At 37.1% G+C, this 23,378-nt stretch carries 24 protein-coding genes; 2 read left to right on the forward strand and 22 right to left on the reverse strand.

Features of this window, described 5'->3' with window-relative positions:
• Window positions 1–84: 84 nt before the first annotated feature.
• The 14 genes from I2F89_RS12520 to I2F89_RS12585 all read right to left on the reverse strand — a co-directional run bounded on the left by I2F89_RS12520 (window position 85) and on the right by I2F89_RS12585 (window position 16,260).
• The gene (locus tag I2F89_RS12520; RefSeq protein ID WP_195514433.1) at window positions 85–1,374 is read right to left on the reverse strand and encodes a hypothetical protein; all 1,290 of its coding nucleotides are present in this window, start codon (window positions 1,372–1,374) and stop codon (window positions 85–87) included.
• On the reverse strand, window positions 1,367–1,657 hold the full coding sequence (locus I2F89_RS12525) for a hypothetical protein (protein WP_066025990.1): 291 nt from the start codon (window positions 1,655–1,657) through the stop codon (window positions 1,367–1,369). Before I2F89_RS12525 ends, I2F89_RS12520 begins: the two co-directional genes overlap by 8 nt.
• A complete protein-coding gene (locus tag I2F89_RS12530) occupies window positions 1,644–2,345 on the reverse strand; it encodes a hypothetical protein (RefSeq protein WP_195514434.1) in 702 nt (233 codons plus the stop codon). The genes I2F89_RS12525 and I2F89_RS12530 overlap by 14 nt, the downstream gene beginning before the upstream one ends.
• Before the next feature lie 16 nt (window positions 2,346–2,361).
• Window positions 2,362–4,323 (reverse strand): CHAP domain-containing protein, encoded by a 1,962-nt coding sequence (locus I2F89_RS12535; protein WP_195514435.1) that lies wholly within the window; start codon window positions 4,321–4,323, stop codon window positions 2,362–2,364.
• Complete coding sequence (locus tag I2F89_RS12540) at window positions 4,301–6,664, reverse strand: VirB4-like conjugal transfer ATPase, CD1110 family (protein WP_324250211.1); 2,364 nt, start codon at window positions 6,662–6,664, stop codon at window positions 4,301–4,303. Before I2F89_RS12540 ends, I2F89_RS12535 begins: the two co-directional genes overlap by 23 nt.
• Complete coding sequence (locus I2F89_RS12545) at window positions 6,594–6,974, reverse strand: PrgI family mobile element protein (RefSeq protein ID WP_195514436.1); 381 nt, start codon at window positions 6,972–6,974, stop codon at window positions 6,594–6,596. Before I2F89_RS12545 ends, I2F89_RS12540 begins: the two co-directional genes overlap by 71 nt.
• A gap of 3 nt (window positions 6,975–6,977) precedes the next feature.
• Entirely contained in the window at window positions 6,978–7,805 is an 828-nt protein-coding gene (locus I2F89_RS12550; RefSeq protein WP_195514437.1) for a type IV secretion system protein, read from the reverse strand.
• A gap of 24 nt (window positions 7,806–7,829) precedes the next feature.
• Window positions 7,830–8,114, reverse strand: coding sequence for a hypothetical protein (locus I2F89_RS12555; RefSeq protein ID WP_077152012.1), 285 nt, complete (start codon window positions 8,112–8,114; stop codon window positions 7,830–7,832).
• A gap of 30 nt (window positions 8,115–8,144) precedes the next feature.
• Window positions 8,145–9,929, reverse strand: a complete 1,785-nt coding sequence (locus tag I2F89_RS12560) for a VirD4-like conjugal transfer protein, CD1115 family (RefSeq protein ID WP_195514438.1) — start codon at window positions 9,927–9,929, stop codon at window positions 8,145–8,147.
• Window positions 9,926–10,660, reverse strand: coding sequence for a hypothetical protein (locus I2F89_RS12565; RefSeq protein WP_195514439.1), 735 nt, complete (start codon window positions 10,658–10,660; stop codon window positions 9,926–9,928). The genes I2F89_RS12560 and I2F89_RS12565 overlap by 4 nt, the downstream gene beginning before the upstream one ends.
• A gap of 16 nt (window positions 10,661–10,676) precedes the next feature.
• Window positions 10,677–11,012: a PC4/YdbC family ssDNA-binding protein gene (locus I2F89_RS12570; RefSeq protein WP_195514440.1), complete on the reverse strand. Its 336-nt coding sequence runs from the start codon at window positions 11,010–11,012 to the stop codon at window positions 10,677–10,679.
• A 32-nt stretch (window positions 11,013–11,044) separates the two neighbouring features.
• Window positions 11,045–11,650 carry a class A sortase gene (locus I2F89_RS15545; RefSeq protein ID WP_324250212.1) on the reverse strand — a complete coding sequence of 202 codons (606 nt, stop codon included), beginning with the start codon at window positions 11,648–11,650 and terminating at the stop codon, window positions 11,045–11,047.
• A gap of 213 nt (window positions 11,651–11,863) precedes the next feature.
• Window positions 11,864–15,214, reverse strand: a complete 3,351-nt coding sequence (locus I2F89_RS12580) for a prealbumin-like fold domain-containing protein (RefSeq protein WP_023520643.1) — start codon at window positions 15,212–15,214, stop codon at window positions 11,864–11,866.
• Between the two features lie 173 nt (window positions 15,215–15,387).
• On the reverse strand, window positions 15,388–16,260 hold the full coding sequence (locus I2F89_RS12585; RefSeq protein ID WP_195514442.1) for a LysM peptidoglycan-binding domain-containing protein: 873 nt from the start codon (window positions 16,258–16,260) through the stop codon (window positions 15,388–15,390).
• Window positions 16,261–16,394: 134 nt separating this feature from the next.
• Here I2F89_RS12585 and I2F89_RS12590 point away from each other — a divergent pair, with 134 nt between their 5' ends.
• Window positions 16,395–16,634, forward strand: a complete 240-nt coding sequence (locus I2F89_RS12590; protein WP_023520641.1) for a hypothetical protein — start codon at window positions 16,395–16,397, stop codon at window positions 16,632–16,634.
• A gap of 833 nt (window positions 16,635–17,467) precedes the next feature.
• Here the strand turns inward: I2F89_RS12590 and I2F89_RS12595 are convergent.
• From I2F89_RS12595 to I2F89_RS12625, 7 genes are all read right to left on the reverse strand, one after another.
• Complete coding sequence (locus I2F89_RS12595; protein ID WP_195514443.1) at window positions 17,468–17,851, reverse strand: hypothetical protein; 384 nt, start codon at window positions 17,849–17,851, stop codon at window positions 17,468–17,470.
• Window positions 17,852–17,960: 109 nt separating this feature from the next.
• Window positions 17,961–18,287: a hypothetical protein gene (locus I2F89_RS12600; RefSeq protein WP_229078129.1), complete on the reverse strand. Its 327-nt coding sequence runs from the start codon at window positions 18,285–18,287 to the stop codon at window positions 17,961–17,963.
• A 46-nt stretch (window positions 18,288–18,333) separates the two neighbouring features.
• Window positions 18,334–18,528, reverse strand: a complete 195-nt coding sequence (locus tag I2F89_RS12605; RefSeq protein WP_195514444.1) for a hypothetical protein — start codon at window positions 18,526–18,528, stop codon at window positions 18,334–18,336.
• 25 nt (window positions 18,529–18,553) lie between these two features.
• A complete protein-coding gene (locus I2F89_RS12610; protein ID WP_195514445.1) occupies window positions 18,554–18,757 on the reverse strand; it encodes a hypothetical protein in 204 nt (67 codons plus the stop codon).
• A 121-nt stretch (window positions 18,758–18,878) separates the two neighbouring features.
• Window positions 18,879–19,316 (reverse strand): hypothetical protein, encoded by a 438-nt coding sequence (locus tag I2F89_RS12615; RefSeq protein WP_195514446.1) that lies wholly within the window; start codon window positions 19,314–19,316, stop codon window positions 18,879–18,881.
• Window positions 19,286–19,726 (reverse strand): hypothetical protein, encoded by a 441-nt coding sequence (locus tag I2F89_RS12620; protein ID WP_195514447.1) that lies wholly within the window; start codon window positions 19,724–19,726, stop codon window positions 19,286–19,288. The genes I2F89_RS12615 and I2F89_RS12620 overlap by 31 nt, the downstream gene beginning before the upstream one ends.
• 446 nt (window positions 19,727–20,172) lie before the next feature.
• On the reverse strand, window positions 20,173–20,445 hold the full coding sequence (locus I2F89_RS12625; RefSeq protein ID WP_195514448.1) for a hypothetical protein: 273 nt from the start codon (window positions 20,443–20,445) through the stop codon (window positions 20,173–20,175).
• A gap of 1,041 nt (window positions 20,446–21,486) precedes the next feature.
• Between I2F89_RS12625 and I2F89_RS12630 the strand changes: the two genes are divergently transcribed.
• Window positions 21,487–22,449 (forward strand): helix-turn-helix domain-containing protein, encoded by a 963-nt coding sequence (locus I2F89_RS12630; protein WP_267473333.1) that lies wholly within the window; start codon window positions 21,487–21,489, stop codon window positions 22,447–22,449.
• 505 nt (window positions 22,450–22,954) lie between these two features.
• Here I2F89_RS12630 and I2F89_RS12635 read toward each other — a convergent pair.
• Window positions 22,955–23,242: a type III secretion system protein PrgN gene (locus tag I2F89_RS12635; RefSeq protein WP_074801917.1), complete on the reverse strand. Its 288-nt coding sequence runs from the start codon at window positions 23,240–23,242 to the stop codon at window positions 22,955–22,957.
• Window positions 23,243–23,378 lie beyond the last annotated feature (136 nt).

Consider the following 23,378-nt stretch of genomic DNA (forward strand, 5'->3'; position numbering starts at 1 on the left):
TTTAGGAATCGATGCCAGTAACGGATTTTCTAAAATAAGATATTTTGTTTTGCCAGCCATCTAAATCTTTCCCCTTTTATCAATTTAAGCCTGTAATCTCAATCTCCTTTCTTCTAAAATGATCGGCGACTGTTGCTTTTTTTGCTCCACCTCATGAATCACTTGTGTATGCTCACGGTTAAATGTTTCCAAAATCTCCTTAAAGTTCGCTTCTAAACCTGTATTCACCGTATGTTGCCGAAGTTTTAGTTCATCCATTTTCCCTTGTAATACACGAGACAGCTGCTCCGTTTGTTGTTCATACTCTTTTTTGATTGTCTGATCAACTGTTTCTTTATAGCTATTTCGAATTGCTGCAGTTTCTCCTTCAATCTGTGTGGTAAAGGACTTTTCGATATTCTGTAATGCTTGCTGGTGTCGCAACTTTTCTTCTTGTACTTGTTGCTGCTTTTGATTGATCAACTGACTTTCTAAATTAGCTAATTCTTCTTGTTTCTTTGCTTCTAAACGCTTCGTAACTGATTCCTCGATCAAATGACGCTTATCTAATTGTTGGATCTCTTGGTTGATTTTCTTCGTCTCTGTCTCAATAAATTTGGTCAATGCTTGTCCAAACTCCACTTTCGTAGATTGAAGAACCTCTTGTACAATCTCATCTGTAGCAACTTCAATGTCGAGTGATTCACCTTTTACAGGATCTGTATCCAAAAGTTTTGTCATTTCCTCTAACATATTATCTTCTGACAGTGTTTCTGCAGAAGCAGTTGTTGATTGGATTTCTGTCGCTTTTTCTTCTCTAAATTGTTTTATTTCTTTTTGATGACGGTCAAGTGCTTCTTTGATGGATTGTAGTTCACTTTTTGAAATCTGTACGAATTCTTCACTGTTTTCTTCTGCTAAAACTTGTTCTTGCTCCATATCTGAAGAGCTGCTAAGTACTGATTCTATTTCTGACTCTGTTTGTTCCGGTTTATCTGTTTTTGTTACTGGCTGAATATCGGCTTCAAAATCATCTAAAGTGAGTGCTTCATCTGAATTCACGGAAAGAACAGGTTCTGAATCTTTCACAGACTCGACAATCGGCTCCTCTAAAAAATAATTGAGCGGTTTTTTCGTATAAAAATCAGCTAATTCTGCGACCCAATCAAATCCTTCTTCCTGTGGTAGATGAAGTCGCTTCGCATAATAAACCGTACCTTCCAGATTATTCCTCACTTTAGTCACAACGACTGAACCCTTTAAATAGTCTCTTCGAAACCGGTAATCTTCCTCCTGAATAAATTGAAAGAGATCATCCGGATTAAAGATCTCTTCTTCTTTCAATAAGGTACACTCAGATAGTTCATAGATAAACTTTGGCTTTCTTCTAAACATTATTCTTTAGCTCCTTTCCTTCGGCATTTTGATAATCACTTGGTGGCGCTGCTTGATTAAATGAATGAGCCAACTGTGCTGCAGATGGTCGATTTTTCTCTTTAAGAAAACTTATGGCCTCTTCAACAGACAAGTCTAATTCTGTCAGCGTCATTCGAAAGCTTTTGGTCTCTTCTTCACTGATTTGACTTTGTAATCTTTTAATTGTTTTATCTAGCTGCACTCGTTTCTTTTCGGCATCTGCTAATTTTGATTTAAGTTTTTCTAATTTACTCTGAGTCATTTGTGCCACTCCTTAATTGATCTTTTGGTCCGTCTAGATCAGTCACATGGTTATCTTCAAAGCGTAAATGGTACGCTTCTTCTATCATAAAAGGTGCGTCTTGATATGGTGCCTGCTTCGCCATACGTACAGTTACTCGATAAAGCGTCTCATCGTTGGTATCTTGATAAATCTGAGAAGAAAGATAGCGACTGGACAAGAGTTGCATGGAATTGGAAGTATTTATTTCATTCGTTTCATTGAACGTATCAATCAACTCCTTCAAAACTTCACTATCTGCCTCTACTTCCTTCTTATCATAGAGTTTCTCTGTCATCAATTCTTGCAATAATTCAGCCCTTTCGGTCACTGAGTCTTCTTGCAATTCCCAGGTAAAGTAAACACTTAAAAAATTTCGGATATTAGAAACTTCGTCTACTTCTCTCACTGCCGGCCGACTCGATTCAGTGGTCTGTATGGTCTCCTCTTTGCTTGATGACGAACCATCAACTAAAGCCACACGACTACTTTCCTCCGTTCTTGTTTCTTGGGATTCAGTTTGAGAAGACTGAATCTGATTTGGTACTTCCAAGGTTGGTGGTTCAGCGTTCATAAAATGACCAACTAATAAAATCAAACCGATAAAGATCAATGCTGAGGTAACCACACCCAACCCTGCTAATAGACTAAATTTCCGCTTATCTTGCATTCATTTTTCTCCTTGCTTAATTGGGTGGACGAACTACTGACGATACACTGCCAGAATGAAAAGTCACTGTCCACGTTTTTAATGGTCCTGGATTTTGGTCATATAATAAATACTGGTTGTTTCCTAACGTTTTTCCTACTACACCAGTATGACCGTACATCGAATGGGCAAACCAGGAACCCATATTTCCACCAGTATTATAATTGATAATATCACCTGCTTTAATTTGGTTATAGCTAGGATTTCTAATGACTGACCATCCCCAACTTTCCCATGGATAATCAGTACCAATATCACTGGCTTTAACCCCACCTGTTAAAATAATGGACGAATTGATAGAATTGGCATAATAAGCCGAAACAGCATAGCATTCTCCGGTTAAACCACCAAACTCGCCACCAATCACTGTCCCAAGCCTTTGATCTAATACAGCTAAACCAGCGCCACCACCGCCAACAGGTCCATACCCACCAGGTGGCTTCGGTGTTCCACCATTATCATCAATCCATTGATTGAATTTTTCTGCTGTCTCAGCTCTTGATTTTCCTGCATTTAATTTAGTCCAGTAAACAAATTCTCCTGGTTTTAATGTATTGTCATGAAAAGCTTTGGCACGTGCATCCATGATTGCTAAGGTTCGATTGCCATACGTATCGATCTGCGTATTTCGAAATTCAGTGACTGCTCGTGTATTGTCCCACGAAGCTCCTTGATTAGGATCATTGTCAAATGCACCATAGCCGAAAATGTTTGCTTTCGGAAACTGCAAGGCAACACCGGCTGTTCCGAAAGAACTTTCCCATTGGGCAAATGCTACAAGTTGACGGACGTCAATTCCTGATAACGATTGAAGACGCAAAAACTCTTGACCAGTTGCTCGCGAATCTACCTTGTACCCTTCATTGGCTATAAAACCATCAATTTGTTCGGCGGTGATTCCATACCGTTGGGCTAAAAGTGAAGAGTTATAAGCATCGGGGCCGTCCCATTTTTCAACATAAAATACGCCATCCTCAGAAGACGCGCTGCTTTGGCTATTAAAGATAAAAAATAAACCAACAAACACAAGAAAAAGAAGTGCTATCCCTGTAATGATCCAGCCAACTGGATTACTCACCGTGAAACTGCTCATTGCTTTACTAGTCGCACTTGTGATTGCCTGTTGGACTTTTAAAGAGGCTTGTGAGAATGCAGTCTGCTGCGTAGCCGATTTGGTTGCTGCTTTCCCAGCTACATCTGACGCTGTCTTTGCAGCCTTGACAGTATTACTTGAAGTAAAACGCAAATCATCAAGTTTTCCAATGGTTACAGATTGAGAAAATTTCTGATTTTTTGTCAAAAATTTATTCGCTTTTTTCGTTCCTTTAAAAACACTTTCCCCATCTTTAACACTAGATTGAAATTGTTTTAGCTCTTCTGCATCTTCCTCTTGAGCCATCACATTGAATCCTTGATTGATCAATTGCTTCGTGACCACCTGTTTGGCAGAAGAAGCAAAATTGCCTTTTGAGTCGGAATTGATCGATTGATTTTTGCTAGTTGCTTGGTGAAAAGACTCTTTCTGCTTTGTATGAAATAGATCATCTTTCTTTTTCTTTAGATCATTTTCAAGTTCCTTCTTTTTATCATGATGCTTCTTTCTCTTTGCTTTTGATATTGAATCTAGTGTTTCAGACTCATTATCTGTAAGAAACGACTGTTTCGATGAACGTTTCTCATGAATTTTTTGGCCTTTCTTTTCTAATTTTGAAAATGAAGACTCTTCTGACTTTAGTTTTTCTTCAGATTGTGCTTTTTTTCGTTTTAATGAGTTTATACGGCTTTCATTCTTCTGCTTGCCGAGTGTATAGCCATATGCAGCTCGTTGATTGAATTTGGCGATTGTTCCCTTACGAACAGTTAAAGACCTCTGCTCTCCCTTAAAGCGAGTGCCTTTGGGTAATTTAAAGTACTCTTTAGGCCGGTTGTTGATCTGCATGACTTGTATTCATCAATTCAAACAGTTTTGTGTCTTTGGGGATTAGGTTTGAGAAGGGAATCACCTGACCACCAGCGATAATTAGCCCAGTTCCTACCTTATTATTTTCGAGATAGAGCGATTCTTTTTCCGTTAATTTAAATCGTTCGACTAACGCATCCAATACCTCACCTTTTTGTTCAAGTAAAATCAAAAAGTCAGAGTTAAACAGGATCGAACGACCTTCTGGAGTTAAAAGCATCGTTTCAGCTGACTGTGTCATAAACGTGGGACAACCTTTATATTTACGAATCCGTGAGTAAATTTCAGCCGCTTGAACACGCAATATCTCAGGTTGTGACTGATTGATGATAACTTGAAACTCATCAATATAGACCCTAGTCTCAATACCTTTCGCACGGTTTTCTACCACCTTATTCCAGATTCGATCTAGAATGGCTAAATAACCAAAGGTCGCCATTTGATTTTTCAATAAATACATATCATAAATCATTAAATTTTTTGAAGTATTGACGGTCGTTTCTTTGGCAAACATGTTTAATGATCCCGTGACATATAACCCCATTGCATCGATCAGCTCTTTTGCTTCAAGACTGGTATCACGTTGCAACACTTTATACCAGTCTTGAAGCGTTGGTTTTTCAAGCTCACGAAAAGTCTGTTGTGTGACTGAGTCAATTTTGGTTTGTTGCCCAGCTGAGACATGACCTACCAAATGAGAAATTAAACTGATTAAGAAGTTTGACTTGATGGAAACTGGATCGTCCCCGACCTCTAGGTATTGTTCATCTGCTAGTTCCAAAATATTAATAGAGGTGCCACTTCCTGGAGCGACAGTGACGATTTCACCATCCAATGCGTTCGCTAGTGGCAGATACTCACGCTCCATATCCAGGATGATAATTTCTGCTTCAGGTTTTCTCAATCGTGTCGCTATGATTTCATTCTTAGCTGCAAACGACTTTCCTCCTCCAGACACAGCCATAATGCCACCATTGGAATTCTTCATTTCACTACCCATTCGATTAATAAGAATGTTGTTCTTTGATAACTGATTAGTTCCATAGTACGTGCCATTTTTATGCTGTACATCTTGACTAGTAAACGGAGAATTGATCGAAATATTAGGCGTGATCAAGTCACGTAAAAAAGTTCGTTCAAAATCTAAATAATTTTTACCAATCGGCAAACATGAGTTAAATCCCTGTTCCTGTGTAAGATATAATGGTTCAAATACCGCACCGAACTTTTCACCTACCGCTTTCACCTTTTCAATTTGATGGTATAAAGCTTCCTTCGATTCGTCCCATACATAAACCAAAAAAGTAGAAGAAAGCTGTTTATCACCAGTTTCTTCTACAAATTCTATTTGTTCATTGATATCTTGTTGATGTTCTCTTATTACGCGTGCAATATGCTGTCTCGAATATCCTCGCTCGCTTGCTTTCATTTCACGCTTGATTACGTCTGTTTCAAGGTTGGTCGCTTCTGTCCGCAATTTTTTTGTTGTTTGAGAGATTGAATACGGGCTTGCGTGAATAGTGATTACCATCTCCATTTCTGCTTCTGTCAATTCTTTGCACATATGATCAGATAAGTTTCGAGGGAAATCGCGTAGATACAGCACTTGTCCAAAGTTATCGTCCACCTGAAAATCAATTTTCCCTGATTTTTTAAAGTCTAAATAGCCTGGAGCAATCAAATCTTTAGTGGATCTTCTGCTCCGTTCAATATCTTCAAAATTTCCAAAAAGTGGTTTACCAGGTCGCAAGATTTTATTCATCGTCCGTAACCGCTCCATGCCATCTTGTACATCAACTGTTCCTTTGATACTCATCAGTTCATCCGCAAACGACTCACCAATATTTAACAATCTTTTTTGAGCATTGCGAAGGTTCGTTGCATGTGTCGCTAAAGTCACAAATCGTTCAACTTTCCAATTATTTCTTCCAGAATCATAACTAGACTCAATTAGTTGGTTCAACTCTTCTCTAAGGGGATCACCAGGATCGCCTTGTAAAGGATAAGCTGTTTTTTTCATGTACTCACCTTTTGGATTCTTAGTTACCAATAGCGTGAGTTGAAAATGATCTTTTTCAGACAATAAATTGATTGCCTTATTATATTGTGAAAGAATTTGTTTCTGCTTATCTACATGTGCTGTTGTGTAATTAACTGCACCTAATGTATACGTACTCGAAAATAGGTCTTCTGTAACATGCATGATCCCATCTTCAAACAAAGAAGTATAGTACAACGAGTTTTGCGTACTAGCGGCTTGAATTTTTTGGCTTTTTGGTCGTTTCTTTGATTTTTTTTCCTTTTTTAAAGTCTTGAACACGATATATTCTCATCCTTTCTCCTTTTTTATAAGTTCTTACTTGAATCGTTGTTTGGAATTTTAAAAACAGCTTCACCCAAGTAGAAAAAGTATAGCCATGTGGCTTGTACATTGCGTTACACGCACTTAGTGCTAACAAGGGGAAAAATATCAATCGAAATAGACCAACAGGCAAAACCGAATAGATAGCATTTCTAACATCTAATCCGATGACTAAAATGAGACTTACAATAAAAATCCACTGTGCGCCAGTTAAACCAATAAACGTTTTTTCCCTTTTTGAAGCATCTTTGAACACTTTGATTTCCATTTCTTACACCCCAAACATTTCCGAAGATTTTTTATGTGTCTGCCACAAAACAATAATGAATACGATCGCTAAAATCAGATTCTGGAAGAATTGTACTTCCATATCCAGATTGATTGGATTTCCTAAACCAGTCAGATCCAATACAATATTGGAAAGAAAATGATAAACACCGAACACGACCATAATGACCGCTGGTTGAAAGGCATAAGCTAAAATTCGCTTTAAATACCCTTTTCCTATATTGTCATGTTCTTCAGACGCAAAAGAGGCCATAGGAACAGGCATCAATGCTAACATGACATAGAGTTGAAAGAATCGAAGCATAACGATCACCCATACCATTACATAAGCAGCTAATGTTACTAAAGCACCGATAACAACCAATAAAAGGACCATGATCCCTCTTCTTAGTGCCTCTGTCGGATTCAATAATGCACCGATTAATTCCCCCAAAATAGATAGTGTATCTGTTGGTACTTCCACACTTGGTAGAGTAAATACATCAAAAGCACCTCTCGCATTTCGGGAAATAAGATTTGCCATTCCAATACCGATAGATAAAATGAAATTTAACATGACACTCGAAAAAGTGACCATGATTCCCCCCAAAGCCGCACGAAAAGAAAGACCTTGAAACATTTTCAAGGTCACGATTCCTGCGTTTGAAGAGTTCGCTTTTTCAAACATTTTTGCAATTTCTAAAATTAAGAGTATCCCTACTAAATAAAGACCAACTTCACGGGTTGATTTAGCCACGATATTGTTGACCCAATTTAATGTACTTTGGGAAAAATCCCCCATATTCTGAGTGAGGGCTTCAACTAAATCCATATGAATCCTCCTTTAATTTATTTACTACATACCTGGAGGATTTGAAAATACTCCAGTGATCATGGTTCCCGCACTAATCGCAAGCAACAGAATGCCACCAATGATCAACCAAGAGCCTTCCATTTTCCCTTGAGAGTCTCCTTGTCTCCCAGCTTGTGTGATCTGAACGATTCCCCAAACAGCTAACAAAGCGCCCCCACCGGCGATCAGCCACTGCAAGCCTCCTGCAATTGTCTGAGCAGTTGCATTTGCATTTGCCACAACTAGCGGTTCCAAACTTGTTGTTACATTCATTAAAAGTGATTTCATTTTTCATTCTCCATTCAATTTAATATTTTATTACGCCGCAAAATCAATATCCAATACTACTGGATCTGAAAATGCCTCTTTTTTAACATTTGCTTCGAATTTTTCTAAGCTGTTTTTGTATCTTTTCACCTCATACCAATTCGGATCACCTTCTTTGTGACCGAACTCTTTGGCATTTGGGTGATTTTTATAGTTGTATTTTGGTACTTTAAACATAGGTACTGAAGCAATTTTTACTAAGGCATGAAGTCGATCAAGCTCACCGACTTCACTGATTGAAATAACATCTTTCCCAACGGGTTCACTGCGAACAGAACCTTTATCACGCTTACGAATATAGATTGTTTTTTTTCCAGCTGCTTCAGAAAAAAACTTTGTGGTATCTGGTTCTGTCGATCCAGATAAATAAACCCAAGCGTCGCAGTTTCCAAAAAAGGATTTCCAATCCTCTTTGTACATAGCAACGATTTGATTGACGCTTTGTAATAAAATCGTGATACTCATCAAACGACTTCTAAATACAGACAAGGCCTGCTTGATATTTGGTACTTTTCCGAGATTGGCAAATTCGTCCATTAAAAATTCTATAGGGATATCTGCTTCTCCGCCCATTTCATTATCAATTTTGTGTTCAAGTGTTCGAAAAGAAAGTATAAAAATAAGGAGGGGTAAGAAATTAAACGTCTCGTCCATATCCGGTATCTTCAAAAAGACCGCTGTCTTCTCCTCAACCCATTTTTCAATCTCTAGATTATCCTCTTTGATAAAGTCTTTGACTTGTTGTAAATCAAATAAGGAGAAGCGAGTGATCGAAATAGCCAAGACACTGTCCCTAGTCTTTCCTTCAAAGTTTCGGAGGAAGTTTTGCCATTGGAGGTAGGCATAATTTTCTTCGCCAAATTCTTCCGCAAAATTTTTAAACATAAATTCAAGGGGACTTTCTACGTCTTTATTCTCACGATTTAAAAGTCGAATCAAGGTGCCGATTTGATCCAGGCTAGGCATAATGCCATCCCCTTTCACTTCTTCATTTCCTTTTCTTCCCCCACGGTAACGGTAATATAGATAAGCAAATAAGGAGGTAATCAACAACTCTTCAGCTTTGTCCCAAAAAGGTTCTCCTTTTTTCTCGTGATCCGCATTTGTCGCATCAATCAATGCACTGATCACTTTTTTGAGTGTGATCTCGTCTTTAACATAAGCAAACGGGTTGAAATGATCGGTATTTGTCAACGTATCAAAATCAACAACTTTGATCTTATACCCTCTACGTTCTAACATTTTCCCTACTCGATTGACTGTTCTCCCTTTTGGATCTGTCAGAACAAAACTAGACTTCATTTGAGCAATATTCGACATGATATAAGATGTCGTCTTCCACGATCCGGAACCTCCAATGACCATTACATTGTTGTTTCGATTTAATCGAGGATTTCTTCCCTCATAGAAATTCTTATAGCAACCGTCCCCTAGAATGATATTGTCTGAAAAATTCTTTTTATTCCTGAACTTCTTCATTTCTTTCTTTGTTCCCCAGCGACCGCTTCCGTATTCTTTCCCTGGCTCATACTCTCTTGTATCTCGTCCAAGATAGGTTAAAGACGCTAACGTTAAAACAGCGCCACAAGCAAGTAAGGAAGAATTTTCTAATGAAAAATGGAATGGGTTATAAAATATTTCTTTATTCACCTGAAGTGCTGCTAAGAGCTTCTCCCCTTCTGGTGCATGCATAGCAAGCTCCGTTGCACGATTGGCTACAAAACCTCCGACACCACCAAAAAGCGCGTAAGGAATAATTGACTGTTTTTTTGTCATAGATCGATCCCTCCGCTTATATCATCAAATAGAGACAAAGCATCTAGGCTTTCTTTGGCCTCTTTTGTGGTATCTACTGCATTTTTTGTTCCATCTTTAATAGCAGTGACACTTGATTCTTTGGCCTCTTCGACTGCCGCAACTTTTTCTTTCGTCTTTCCTTTCGCCTCTTCAATTAGCGCTTCAAGTGTTGGTTTTGTAACAGTTTCTGGATCGTTTATGATTGTTTCTACAGTCCTCTCAAGCGCACGAGCAGCAATGTTAGCATCTTTGGCATAAAAGTACATTTCTGACGTCATGTCAGGAAATTCTTTTACGTGGAATTGTAAACCGTACTCTGTCATCATATTTTTTAATTGGTCCAAATTTACTGCTTGATCTAGAATTTGTGGCTCTGCTAGCATTTTATTCGAGGATAATAAGAACTCATAATCTTTTTCTCCAGCTTGTACAAGTAATTTTTTCTCACAGTCTCGAATCAATTCCATTTGTTTCTCTCTCGGCAATTGTTTAAATTTGAATTCTAATTCCGGTTTTTCAGGAAGACCAAGCTGTTCTCTAAGTTTTTGAAACTTTTCCCAATTGTCCGCTGTAAGTTGTTCTGCTTGTTGCTTCATTTCTTTACTTTTAGCTGCTTGCTTCAACATAGATAGTAAGCGAAACACTTGATATAACTTTTGTGGCGTCCCCTTACAAATAACTTGATAGGCTTCTTGTTGTGATTGACTCATACTCTAGCCTCCTTCTTCAAAAATCATTAGGAAGGTGCGCTGTAATATCTGAATCTGCCAAGTGTTCTGATTCATCTTTTGATAAGTCGCCTTCTAAATGATTCTTTAAGGCTATTAAGAGGTTAGCCAACGTTTGATCAGTAAGTGTGATACCCTTTCGCATTTCCCCTTCAGGCGTCCAATTACGTAAATCATAAACAGCCTTACGGCCATTATAAGAAACTTTATTTAGTTCAACTGTCGTCCCCCATTTTGTACGATTGAGAATAGCAATCTCTTCTACCTTCTCAAATAATACATTTGGATTCTTTTTTTCTTGGTCTGGTTGGTTTTGTGATAAATCCATTACCATTGAAAATACCTCCTAAATTTTGATCATGTCTGTCACTCTGTCATTGTTGCTCGAACCATCAATCGATAGTCCGTACCAGCCCGACTTCCATCACATGTCAGCAAGGTCAAATAATGTGGCTCTTCCGGATTATCCAACATATACTGCCCTTCACTTTGGTGGATAATTCGTGTCTCTTGTACTTCATACGTAGCTGTTTTTCCATAGAAAGTAATTTCTACTTCGTCACCAATAGAAACATTCTTCAACCCACCAAACAATAGTCCGTTATTGGTCATATAATGGCCTAATAGGGCAAAGTTTCCTCGTCCGATTCGTTGATTCGGTTTCACAGTTCCTGCTCCAATACTAAGATTGGCCTGTGTCATACCTTCCAGAATTGGTAATTCCAACCCTATCGTTGGTATCCGTATAATTCCCACCCCATATTTTTGAATCAAATCCTTCGAATCGATCGAAAGATTTTGGGGGCGTAAATCTTCAACATCTTCTCCTGAATAATCACCAATAACTCTTCTATATGGCGTTTTTCCACTCATTTCGCTTAGTCCAGCTTGTTGTAGATTTGAAATTTGTTGGTCAAACTGTCTCTGTCGATAGTGCATCATGCCGATAATCGTTCCTATTAGTAAAACCACACTCACTATCCCAAGAATAATTTTCTTTTTGTGCGGGTGCTGCTTAAATTTTAATCGAATCCTTCTAAGCTTTATTTGTAATTCCTTCAATGCATTGCTCCTTTCCTTCGGAGATAAATGAACCAAAATAATTTTTCGTTTTTTGGATCAAACTTACTAAAAAAGAGACAAGGAATTTCTTCCTTCGTCTCTTCTTAATCATCTATTTTGATTTTAAAATAGGTTCGAAAAAACAGCCTTAAGCTCTTCCAAAATACTTGCATTTCCTGCTTGTGGGATTGACGGAACTTGTGGTGTCTTTAGATCTTTTGGTATAACTGGTAATTCAGGTTCTTCTTCTGGAGTTAAGAAGAGAACTGTTTGATCCTCATTTTCTAAGTCGAAATGCTCATTTACCAGATTCTCCATTTCAGGATCATCATAGATCATATGAGTCGCTACCAATTCATATCCGCTCTCCATTGTGTTTGCTGGCAAATCTAATGTAATTGGTAATTCGTGTTCTTCGTCACCAGTGGATACAAACGATGAAGTATCTTCGGAAACAACTGCTACTTGCTCTTTTGTGTCTTTATTGACTTTAATGTATTGCGTAAGCATATAATATTCATGGTCTTCTTTCCCCCCACGAATCCAAGTAAAGTCGGTTAAATGATTGTCTTTTGTTGGATCTAAAACTTTACTTCCAGTTTCAGTTTCCACAAATAGCGTCTCCACTTCTAAATCTAAACGGTGATTTTCTACTTCAAAGACAATAACTTCACCATCATTTTCTGGTGAAACTTCAAACGTATACTCTTCTTCGTTTGCATGATACCAAGGTAGTTCTTGGGATTCTACCAACAAATAATGTCCAGTTGGCAATCCATCGATATTGATCTCACCATTTTCATCTGTCAAGAACGTTCCAATAAGAACAGCTTCTTCAAGAGTTTCCTCATCGATTTCATCTTCACCTTCTAGATCCGTTGAGTCTTCTGAATCAGTTGAATCATCGGTATCGATTTCATCAGAATTGGTTGTCTTTACAGCGTCTTCGTTCTCTTCAGTGTCAGTATCTTCTTCCACGTCTTCACTTTCTTCAGGCGCTTCCTCGCTATCTTCTTCAGGATCAATTTCTGGTGCTGGCACTCGGTATAAATCAAAAGCAACGCCTTCTAGCGGTTTTTGATCCATTCCATCGGTTTTAATAACTTGAACACCTGCACGAGCTAAACGATTAATAATTGCGCCTGTCAGGTCCTCTTCTGGTTCTTCCTCCAGATCTATATCCTCTTCAGTACTAGGAGTTTCAGCATCTAAATTGGCATTAGTTGTCACTCCTTCTGCTTCGTCCTCCTCAGAATCAGCGTCAGGGTCTTCTTCAGCTTCGTCACCTTCAGCTTCGTCTTGACTTGCTTCTACTTGAATATCAAAAGAAACATCGTTGTTCTCTGGATCGTATACAAAATGGTGCTTCGTGTCATCCATTACATGATCGGGACCTGCATAGAGTTCTTGGATATACATAGGAATTGTTTGATTTGGCAATTTCAGCCCTTCAAAAGCAATTTTGCCTTCTTCGACTACTGAATAGCCTAACGTAGTATCAGCAGCTAATTCTTCTTCTCCAACAAGTAGTTCTTCTGCTAATCGTAGGGCAAATACTTGCCCGTTTTTCGCATTTTCTAATTCAACAACCGCTTTACCATCTTCCCAACCAGTTAGAACTTCTTGCATTTTTAGACCATAGATATTTAGGTCTTGTAGGAAGTTTTCTACTTCTAAAGAAGAGGACGTGATATCAACCGTTTGTCCTGCATAATCGATTGAGAACGGAATTGGTTCGTCTAAAAGAACAACACCTGCGGGTGCAGAAACTTCAACGACTTCGTACTTACCGATAAACAGTAGTGGATCTGTCGTAAATTTACCATCTTCGCCTGTAGTCCAAACGATATCTTCACCATCTGCTTGTAAGAATTTTCCTGCTTCATAACGCAGTGTACCGTCACCGGTCACGACATCTTCTGTTGGGCGAATCTTAAAGCCAAATCCATCCCCATTTCGTTGTTCGAATTCAATCGTCGTGTAGTCGCCATGATCACTTTCATTTACAACTGTAGAAACACCTGTTTCAACTGTTTTAGAAAGCTCTAGTTGTCCTTTTTGAGGCTTATTATCAAAAGTTGCCGTGACTGTTTCATTTACTTTGATTGTAATTGTTTGTGGCTTGCTGTTAATCACATAACCATTCGGTGATTGAATCTCTTCCATTGTCACCTTTTGATCATGGATTAAATCACGCCATTCACCAATTCCTTGATTGTTCGTTGTGATTTCTTTCGTTTTTCCATCATTTGTTGTAAAACGGAAAACTGCTCCTGCTAAAGGTTTTCCAGTAGTTTCATCTAATTTACGAACAGCTGCATGACCTTGTTTTTCAACTTTAACATTTAATGCAGCAATTCCTGGATCGGGTAAATGTAGACGAGAAAGATCTTGTGTTGTCCCATTCGTGTAAGCAAACGTGGTTCCTATCCCCGATCCATTAGGGTCATATTTTGTTAGTCGAACTACTCCTGAATCATTAGAATTTGCAGAAGCAGCAATGACTAAATCATTTCCATCTTTTCGTACACTCACACCAGCCGTATTAGTTGAAACAGTACCATTCCAAGAAGAAAAACGGTTATGAGTATCTCGAACGCGTATTTCTTCACCAGCTTTAACTGTTACAGTAGTGTTGTGCCAAGAAGGATTTAGATCATGTTCAGCAATCCTTTTATCGACAGCAGCTTTGAACGAATCATATTTTGCTTTACCAAATGTTCCATAGTTGATAAAGCTTCCTCCCATTTCATCCCAAACTAGCATTTGTGTTAGTGCATAATTTTCCATGCTACGCTGGTTATAGTAACCAAAATATCCGATAAAACGAAGTCTTTTTGAGCGACTTTCTGGTGATATAACATCATTAAGATCTAATTTTTGATCGTATAAAATGCCCGACTCCGTAAATACCCCTTCTTGAATACAGAAGACGTCGTCGCCATCAATTTGCCAACGAATAATCTTGTCATGCGTATAATGTAGACCAGAAGGTGTATAACGTGCGACATTGACATCTAAGCGACCATTTTCAGACAAACGATAAGAAGAACTTCTTGTCATTTTCTCTTCTTTAAGTTTTTGCCATTCATCTGATTGTGCAGCTAATTCCTGTTGCTCTGAATACGATCCCAATTCATGAAGATCTTTTTCTCCGATAAAGAATTCTTTCATATTATCAGGTACTTCTTTAGTTATTAACTCCGGTCCGTCATTAGCTAGTTGGCTCTCTCCGGTTTGGATAGATCCAACAAAATCTCGATTATTCATTAATGGTAGCAAAACTGGAGTACTAATAGGTTTATTAGTTTCTTTATCGCTATTTATTTCTTTCGTATCGGAATCATCATTGATTTTGAGACTAGTAGATTGATCCAACAGTACCGTTGCCATACTATTTATCGGCAAACCTGTTGTGAGCAAAACAGTCAGCAAGAACAAGCTGATCACTTTTTTCATTTTCTTATATTTCATAATCGTCTCCTCATAAGCCTTTTAGCAACAAAAAAAGACCAATGATAAGCTCATTAGTCCTTTACAACAATTCCCGAATATGACGGGCTTCGGCATCTATTATTCACTTTTATCACCTCAGCACATAAAAAAAAGGCAAGCTTTTCAGCTTTACCTCTTTTTTACATTATTTTTTAATTATAAAATACAACTGTCCATCCGATTATATCGCCTTTAGCATTTAAGGCAGGATTTATTAGGAATCTAGTAAACTCTACAAATTTATCCTCAGCCCATAATGCATATGCTTGTGCGCTAGCCTCTTCTTGAGTAGCTGCAAAAATGCCGCTGTTTCCAATATTAACAGGAATATTATCAGTTTCATTGCCTTCAGAGCCATTGTCTCCACCGTTACCATTATCGCCTCCACCTGGAGGGGTAGTTTCATTTCCATCGCCAGTAGAACCGTTATCGCCTTCTGTTGGCGGTGTCACTGTATTGCCGCCGCCTGTTGATCCATTGTCTCCCCCTGTTGGTGGTGTCACGGTGTTTCCTCCGCCTGTTGATCCATTATCCGCACCTGTTGGCGGTGTTACTGTGTTTCCAGCATCCGTTGCCCCACTTCCTTCTGTTGCAGGAGGGACAGGAACTGTCGCTGCTGGTGAACCTTGGTCATTACTAGAACCGGTTGCTGGCGCTTGTCCGATCGGTTGACCTGGATTTACTTTGTCATTTTCATTGATTACCGCTTGGCTAATAGTGTTCCCACTTTGATCTTGTACAGAAGCAATGTTTCCTTCAAATACTAACTTATTTCCCTCGAAAATGACATCTACATTCCCAATGCTATTCCATTCAGCTAATTTTTGAACTGAAATATTTGTCGCTCCGCTAATGGCGCTTAGAGTATCGCCCCACTTTATCGTGTATTCATTGCCAGAAATTTCAGCTTTGATTTGTTCAACTGATCGAGGCGTCCATTCTGCGGCCTCTGCTTTTTCCGTCTGAATAGCTAACGCTACTCCTCCAACGGTTACACCGATTGCTAACACTTTTAACATTTTCATTTATTCTTCCTTCTTTCCTTTTTGTATTATATCAATATCATAATATACATATAATGATAGGTCAACAATTATATCGTGGATTTTTTTCTTTTTTTCATCTATACTACTTCTATAGATACTTAGGGGGTGTTAACATGAAAGATACCGATTCAAAAGAAATGCGAGAATGGATCTTAGATAATCTTGTTACAAAGCAAGGTGCTATGAAAATTACGGGTCAGTCCGGACCTGCCTTTCAACAAGCAGTAAGAACGAACATGGTCACTCCTTTTGTTGAATACAATGAGTCCCCAGTAGTGCGTTTATACTTAAAAAGTGAGATTGAAGCTTATGCAAAGCAAGTCGCACTTAGAAAGAATAAATTGAAAAAATGAATAATCAAAAGAACTATCATTCATTGGAAAACGAATGAATCCTAGCTTAGTAGTTACCAGGGAGGACGTCCTTCACGAAAAGGGCGCCTAGCGTTGAAATATTTCAAGAGTAAAGTATTCTTTGAGACTTTAAAAAGGAAAAACCTAAACATAGAATTTGGATTGAAAAGATCTCCCTGGCAACTATTAAGATAGGATTCACTTATTTATAATAACTATAAATTAAGCATATCAAACCTGATAAATTTCGCCAAATGATATCTTGTGTCTTTTCATACAATTTTAATAAAACTATTTATTAATATAGACCAATTTTATTTTTCTTCAACAAAAACGATTTAATATTGCGTTTATTTAAAAATATTTTTCAACCATTTTAGTATAGATAACATTTTTATTTTATAATTAATTACAATATCCTTTTTTTGTAAAAGTATTCACATTTTGAGGTTTATGGGAGTCATCCATAGGAAAATGCACGGTAGGAGTCTAAAAAAAAAATTTAGGTACTAAAACTACATGTAAAAATGACTGCTACAGTAACTATTTTCACTATCAAATCAACTTCAATGAAATCACTAAAAAACCAAGCACAACAAAGTACCACAAAAGTAATAGGACTAGCGGAAACCACAGAATTCCGAAAAAATAATAATTCCAATAAACTACTGATCCTAAAATTAAAGTAAAAAATCCACTGATAAAGATTCGCCAAAACCACATTGCCAGTTTTTCAAGTCGCTGTTCGTATTCTAATGTCCATTCATTTGAAAGCATAATTTGCGACACTCTCCTTCTGGTACTTCTATTGCTTTCACCTATTGACCGATTGTTCACTTCTCCCTTAGAAGCCCTAATTCAGTTTCTTTTTGTTCATAATCTTCAACAAGGCTCATTACATCTTGCCACGCCTCATCAATACTTTTTTGATTTGCTTCTCTTTTGAACAAAATCCTGCTTGAAATGCTTTCGGGATATCCTAGAAGTGGGTGTGTTTTCCAAATAATTTGCTGAACATAATTTTTATCTACATATTCTTTAAGTTCATGATTTGAGTCATAAGCTAACTTTCGAGAGAAATGGACAGTATTTATCGAATTATCAAAATTTGACTGTTGCGTTTGTACTTTCATTGCCATCGATAAAATCCCAATAAACACAATCACATGAACAACTACTTTTAACAACACCTCATACTTGTATTTCAATATAAACATTTCTATCCTCCTGATTTATTCTTACGTGTGCGTTTAATTATCCTTCTCTAATCTGAAATTTTGAGTTTCTTCTGTTTCGAAGTCCACGACAAGAAAACAGCAGTTACTTTTAGATAAAAAACATAATGAGTGATCCAACACTCCAAAACAAAGTGGTAGATATCGTCGACTCAATAATCGGAGCAAAAATCGATTCACTTTTATATTTTCCAGAGATTCCGCTGTTATAAAAGAGATAACTTACAAAGAGATCTAACCCTAACCCCTGAAAAAAATTCAGCTGATCGAAACTAAAAGTTGGTGAAATGATCCCATTCCAAAGCTTCATGGTAACAAATCCGCCGTAAATTATTCCTGCGAACTTAAGAACTAATACCACTAAGAAAGTCCCTGTTTCTCCAAGAATAAGTAATACTTTATCTTCTTTATCTTGCAATTTAAAACCTCTTTTTCTTAGTTCTTAATTTTAATGAATAGTGGAATTACTTGTTAAAAGTTCCGACTCTTTTTTGAGCATATTCGGTAAATTTATCTAGGGTGATACCTTCTTCTTCGCAAACTTTCGCAAGTTTCTTAGTATCGTAACCTGTATCAACTGCCAAGCCTTTTTCAAAACTTCTATATCTAGTTAATGTTTCTTCTTTTCTTTCCCAAACTCTTTCTTCTGCATTCATCATCAATTTTCTATCCCCCCCTATTCCGTTATCTCTGTCTTTCATTAACTTCAATATCCCAACGTTTATCACCGTAGAGATATTCTAGTCTTTTTCTTTTCACTTCTAGACTCAACTCTTTTTCCGAAATTTCTTCTAACAAATCACTAGCAAAACCACAATAGAAAAAGTCAGGTGTTTCAACTCTGCATTCAATCTTTCTTCTTTTTAAAGCTTCTTTCAAAGTTTCCATAACTTCGCCTTTCCACTATTTCTTCTCATTCCACAATCTCTATCTTTTTAAGAATATCGTTAATCTATTTAAAAGAAACATCCCACCATATTTAATAAATCAGACAGAGTGATTCTATCTTTTAGTAGTTCCGAAACGTTTCTTCGGCAATGACTCCTGGAAGTTGATTACGCTGTTTTCGTTGATAATACGACTGTGTGACTCTTTCTCGATCGACGATAAAATAAATCCCTGTTTTCGAACGAATAATTTTTGCTACTGGGACTTCCTTCACCAGTCGTCCTTCTTCCAAATTGTTCACGACTCTCAACGAATGGATGTAACGTAAATGGATCAACTGCTTCTTGTATAAGGGGGTAGACTGGACGACTTTATGCGTGACAATATAGGCCCGTTCTCCAGGTAATACTTCATCATGTTTGAACTGGATATTATTCGCAAACAAATCTTCTTGTCCGATCATAAACTCCAAGTCCTGCTCCTTTAACAATAGTTCCTCCAATTGGAAAAATCGCTTCTTTTTGCCTTTTATACTTTTTTTTGCTGTACCTTTTGCCATCCATTTTCCCCTCTCTTTTGTTTCTCGTGTGAAATGATCACACCAAATTCAGTTATTTTCATTGTCTCTGTGCATTGTAACTGTCTAATCAGTCGTTCCGTTTTTTTCGCATGCCAGGCTGATTGATCGGTCAACCATCGAGAAAAGTGATCATGCGATAATTGTGACTTTCTTTTATTTTGCATATAATCAAACAACGCTAAATACTCCTGCATTGCCTCGACTCGAATGATTTCACCAGTTCCCATGACTCGTAATACCTTGCTACGCTGTAGCTGTTGGAACAGTTTGAGTTGTCTTTCTTTTATCCAGTAATCATTCGTTTCAAACCAACTATCTAAACTACGACGCTTGATTGCCTTACGCTTAGACTGCCGCATAAAAGTAAGTAATACTTGTATTTCAGTCATTCAACTCACTCCTATTTCTTATGCTCTAAAGACATACCTGTTCACAAAGAACCGCAAACAAGTAGTAAAAATGGTACAACACTTTTCGGATAAGTGGGAACCTGACCGTTTTAAGATTACGGACAACCTGTCTCTCTTCATCATTTTGAGAGGTCCAAAGTATTTCTTTTCAGAATAAACAGCTGGTTTTTAAGGCGTTCAACTGCGCTACTTTTCTCGCTACATGCCAGAGACACGATCTTCTGCTTGAGTTACCAAGTCAAGCAGTCTGTCATTTTTGAATGTATCTATCTCGCCAGACAGAAAACAGCAAGACCTTTCTCGTTTGATTCCAAAGCCAAACACTACGCCCTGGATAAACGTCCGATACTATCCAGTTTTCAAGGATCATGTAAACAACGAAAAACGTTCTTTACAAACAGCTATGTCTTTCGTTTAACGATCTTTCAAGCCCAGTCCTTCACTTTCATTGGTGGTTCAAGTATGACCAGTGATTGAGCCGAATGCTTTTTCTTCGCCATAATTTTTCCGCCACTTTCAACGACTGTTTTAATTTTGGGATAAAGCACCTCTATTTCTTTAACCGTTAGATCTGTTTGATGAACAAATTTTCCATTTCCAAGATTTGCCCATATACTGCCATCAATTAAACGAACCGTAATCGCTCGTTGTAAAATCAATCGAGGAGAACAGGGCTTCATTCGTGCAGACTTATTCATTTTTTACCACTCCTTCACTAGCTTGCTCGTGCGAACATCAGAAAACAAAGGCAAACAAAAAGGAGGAATTCCACATGTGTGAAATTCCCCCTTAATGACTGTAGTTGTCGACAACGCCCCATAACAGCTAATTTGATCGTTCGTTTTACACGCACTCCCCCACTGAATCAAACATGTAAAAAAACGAATCGTATTAGTCTAAACCAGTACACAAACGACCTTACTCACCTTCTGTAAATCTCTTTTAGGAATGTTTCATAAAAAAAGATTTTAAAAATTAAGTAAAAACGAATGAATACCACTCAGATGTTTGTTATAATTAGCAACGTTGTAGACTTCGTCTACAATTATCAAGGAGCAATCCAGCAACATGGGTAAGATGTTGTTTGGATCCTTTGACTCTCAACGACCTTCAAACTGACGCCAATCAGTTTGGAGCGAGAGAGCTAAAGGTGCTCCTTTTTGTTTGCCTTCATTTCAAGACCAGACCCTAAAATGTCTAGTTCCTTTTCGGCGAACAAAATCTAGTTCTTTGTTTAATTCCTTTTAACGATAACATGCTCTTATCCCTCTGGCAACAATAAATTATCCTAAATTTATTCAGATTCTATCTCATTTAAAGAAAAACATCCTTTGATAAATCCCGCTAATTCCTTATTTAATTTAAGAAAGAAACGCATACCTACAGGTTTTCTAACTAGATATAATTTGTTTTAATAGTTATTCTAATTTATACTAAATTTAGACAATTTACTTAAAAAAAAGATAATAAAAAGTTTCACATGAATCTTTAAATAAATTGGTCTATTCGTTTATTTGGTATAAAAATAACTTTCTAAGGACGTGTTACTTGTGCGTCGCGTGGATCAATTGGAAATGGAAACATACTGTTTCTCCTCCTTTTTTTTATTACTGTACAGCTTTTAATATTGACGTCATATAAATCATACAACAAGTTTTTACAAAAATCTCCAAAAATCTGCTGACTTGTGAATTTCACAAATGGACATTTTTTTATTGACATTACAGAAAGGACATGGTATGAACATTCATTTACTTATACGAAGACTACGAATGAAACAGGGTGTGAAGCAATCTGAAATTGCTAAAGACATTATGGACACTTCAGCTTATTCAAGATTTGAAAAAGGCGAACGTGCCTTAACTTCTACAGAATTAGAATTAATCATGAACAGGCTTAATGCGCATATTACAGATCTCAATGATATCGAAAACATGGAAAATGCTGTCGCAGCAAAGATTAGAGAAGTCACACAAAAATCAATTGACAATGAATTAAATTTAGACGAATTAAAAGATTTATATGAAATTGCTAAATTGGAGAAAGACAAATCTTTAAGATCCTATCGTAGCTACCTATATGTCAAACACCAATTTAAAAATATTGCGGAATTTATTGAACCTATTACGTCCGAAGAAATAGATACACTCTTTTCTGAGATACAAAGCAAAAACTATTTAACAAATTATTATCTTCAACTTATCGCAGATTTTACTCCAACGTTCAAAATTACCCACTTAGAGTTTTTCTTAGAAACCTTAAAAAATTACGAAGTAGAAAGTATCAGTTCAATTGATTGTCAGTACTTACACGTACTCCCTTCTGCAATCTCTAACATAACCGATTCGTTTATCGATCATGCTGTTTTAGATCCAAATAATATTGATTTTGATCTATTAGCCAAAGCAGAAGAAGCCTGCAACAAGCTTGGGGAAATATTAGACTCTCGGCCAATATTTAATTTCAGCTTATTATTCACCTTGTTCAGAATTAGAATTGAGTACTACAAAGCATTAACTCCAGCGGACAAGGAAGTAGCCCTACAAAAAGCCAAAAATTACAAAAAAGAAGTAGAATTTATTGTTAACATGACAGACTATCATAGGAATAAAATTAAAACTACTGCTGATATTGCTTTGTACAGTCTGAATAATTTAATCACTTTTGGAACACCTGGTGAAGTAGCCTATTTTATAGATTAGACAAATAGGTTTTTAATTGATCATCAGTCAAAACAGACACTACAGCTTCGCGGAGACACACATAGATCTAAGACATACAAATTTATCTAGTCAATTCCCTCGACCCAATTATGCATTGGTACTTCTGGTAATCCTTCAGTTGATTCTACAAATTTCTTAATTGCGATCGGATATTCAATAAACCAGTTCTTAACATAGACAAAAATAAGGTTTTGAATATTATCAACTTTTTCTGTTTTTTGCTTTTGGTATGCTTTTAGGATTGTTTTATATAATTCATTAGCTGCGTTGATTCCGTAATTCCCTATATCTTCAAAAATAACTACCGTACTAGTTTCATTTTCTGCTTTGGCTTTTGATAGTATTTTTCCCTATATATTTCTTTTAGCTTATAATAAACTCTGACATTTGATACCTCAACATACTTGTATCACTTTTGTAAATGATACATAGCAAGAAAAGAAAAAAGAAATTTTCCACCTTTTTCTTCAAAATCAATCAAAAATTAATCGATATTTTCCTTTTTCTTTTTTGGATTTAATCCTTTTAAAAACTTATCCTCCAAGGCTAATAGTTCATCATAAACACTCCCCATAGACTGCCCTGATGATAAACTTAAACAGTACAAAAAATCGCAAGGTAACGTTGCTACAGAACGATTTCGGGTCACCCAACTTGCCACAGTAGACTGTCTATAATCATGAATCTCACAAAATTGTTCTACAGTCATCCCTAAGCCACCGATAATAAAAACATTGATAGGATAAGGATAAACATAAGTATTGACACTCATGGTCAGTAAGTCCTCCTTCAAGATATATTATTGCACATGCGATAATAGTACCCCTCTTCGTAGAACAAAGCAAGTAGCGGACAACTATAAACCTCCAAGCAAAAAAGAAACAGTATCAAAGATATATTGTAAAAGG

Origin of the sequence: Enterococcus sp. 1001283B150225_161107_E12 (assembly GCF_015556925.1) — a bacterium.
Classification (GTDB): domain Bacteria; phylum Bacillota; class Bacilli; order Lactobacillales; family Enterococcaceae; genus Enterococcus_B; species Enterococcus_B mundtii.

Coding starts and splice junctions, on each gene's coding strand:
- I2F89_RS12535 (WP_195514435.1), bottom strand. CDS start 4,323: ATGCAGATCAACAACCGGCCTAAAGAGTACTTTAAATTACCCAAAGGC.
- I2F89_RS12625 (WP_195514448.1), bottom strand. CDS start 20,445: ATGAATAAGTCTGCACGAATGAAGCCCTGTTCTCCTCGATTGATTTTA.
- I2F89_RS12520 (WP_195514433.1), bottom strand. CDS start 1,374: ATGTTTAGAAGAAAGCCAAAGTTTATCTATGAACTATCTGAGTGTACC.
- I2F89_RS12545 (WP_195514436.1), bottom strand. CDS start 6,974: ATGGAAATCAAAGTGTTCAAAGATGCTTCAAAAAGGGAAAAAACGTTT.
- I2F89_RS12615 (WP_195514446.1), bottom strand. CDS start 19,316: ATGGCAAAAGGTACAGCAAAAAAAAGTATAAAAGGCAAAAAGAAGCGA.
- I2F89_RS12560 (WP_195514438.1), bottom strand. CDS start 9,929: ATGACAAAAAAACAGTCAATTATTCCTTACGCGCTTTTTGGTGGTGTC.
- I2F89_RS12620 (WP_195514447.1), bottom strand. CDS start 19,726: ATGACTGAAATACAAGTATTACTTACTTTTATGCGGCAGTCTAAGCGT.
- I2F89_RS12580 (WP_023520643.1), bottom strand. CDS start 15,214: ATGAAATATAAGAAAATGAAAAAAGTGATCAGCTTGTTCTTGCTGACT.
- I2F89_RS12635 (WP_074801917.1), bottom strand. CDS start 23,242: ATGAGTGTCAATACTTATGTTTATCCTTATCCTATCAATGTTTTTATT.
- I2F89_RS12605 (WP_195514444.1), bottom strand. CDS start 18,528: ATGATGAATGCAGAAGAAAGAGTTTGGGAAAGAAAAGAAGAAACATTA.
- I2F89_RS12555 (WP_077152012.1), bottom strand. CDS start 8,114: ATGAAATCACTTTTAATGAATGTAACAACAAGTTTGGAACCGCTAGTT.
- I2F89_RS12525 (WP_066025990.1), bottom strand. CDS start 1,657: ATGACTCAGAGTAAATTAGAAAAACTTAAATCAAAATTAGCAGATGCC.
- I2F89_RS12530 (WP_195514434.1), bottom strand. CDS start 2,345: ATGCAAGATAAGCGGAAATTTAGTCTATTAGCAGGGTTGGGTGTGGTT.
- I2F89_RS12570 (WP_195514440.1), bottom strand. CDS start 11,012: ATGGTAATGGATTTATCACAAAACCAACCAGACCAAGAAAAAAAGAAT.
- I2F89_RS12610 (WP_195514445.1), bottom strand. CDS start 18,757: ATGGAAACTTTGAAAGAAGCTTTAAAAAGAAGAAAGATTGAATGCAGA.
- I2F89_RS12585 (WP_195514442.1), bottom strand. CDS start 16,260: ATGAAAATGTTAAAAGTGTTAGCAATCGGTGTAACCGTTGGAGGAGTA.
- I2F89_RS12590 (WP_023520641.1), top strand. CDS start 16,395: ATGAAAGATACCGATTCAAAAGAAATGCGAGAATGGATCTTAGATAAT.
- I2F89_RS12630 (WP_267473333.1), top strand. CDS start 21,487: ATGAACATTCATTTACTTATACGAAGACTACGAATGAAACAGGGTGTG.
- I2F89_RS12565 (WP_195514439.1), bottom strand. CDS start 10,660: ATGAGTCAATCACAACAAGAAGCCTATCAAGTTATTTGTAAGGGGACG.
- I2F89_RS12550 (WP_195514437.1), bottom strand. CDS start 7,805: ATGGATTTAGTTGAAGCCCTCACTCAGAATATGGGGGATTTTTCCCAA.
- I2F89_RS12595 (WP_195514443.1), bottom strand. CDS start 17,851: ATGTTTATATTGAAATACAAGTATGAGGTGTTGTTAAAAGTAGTTGTT.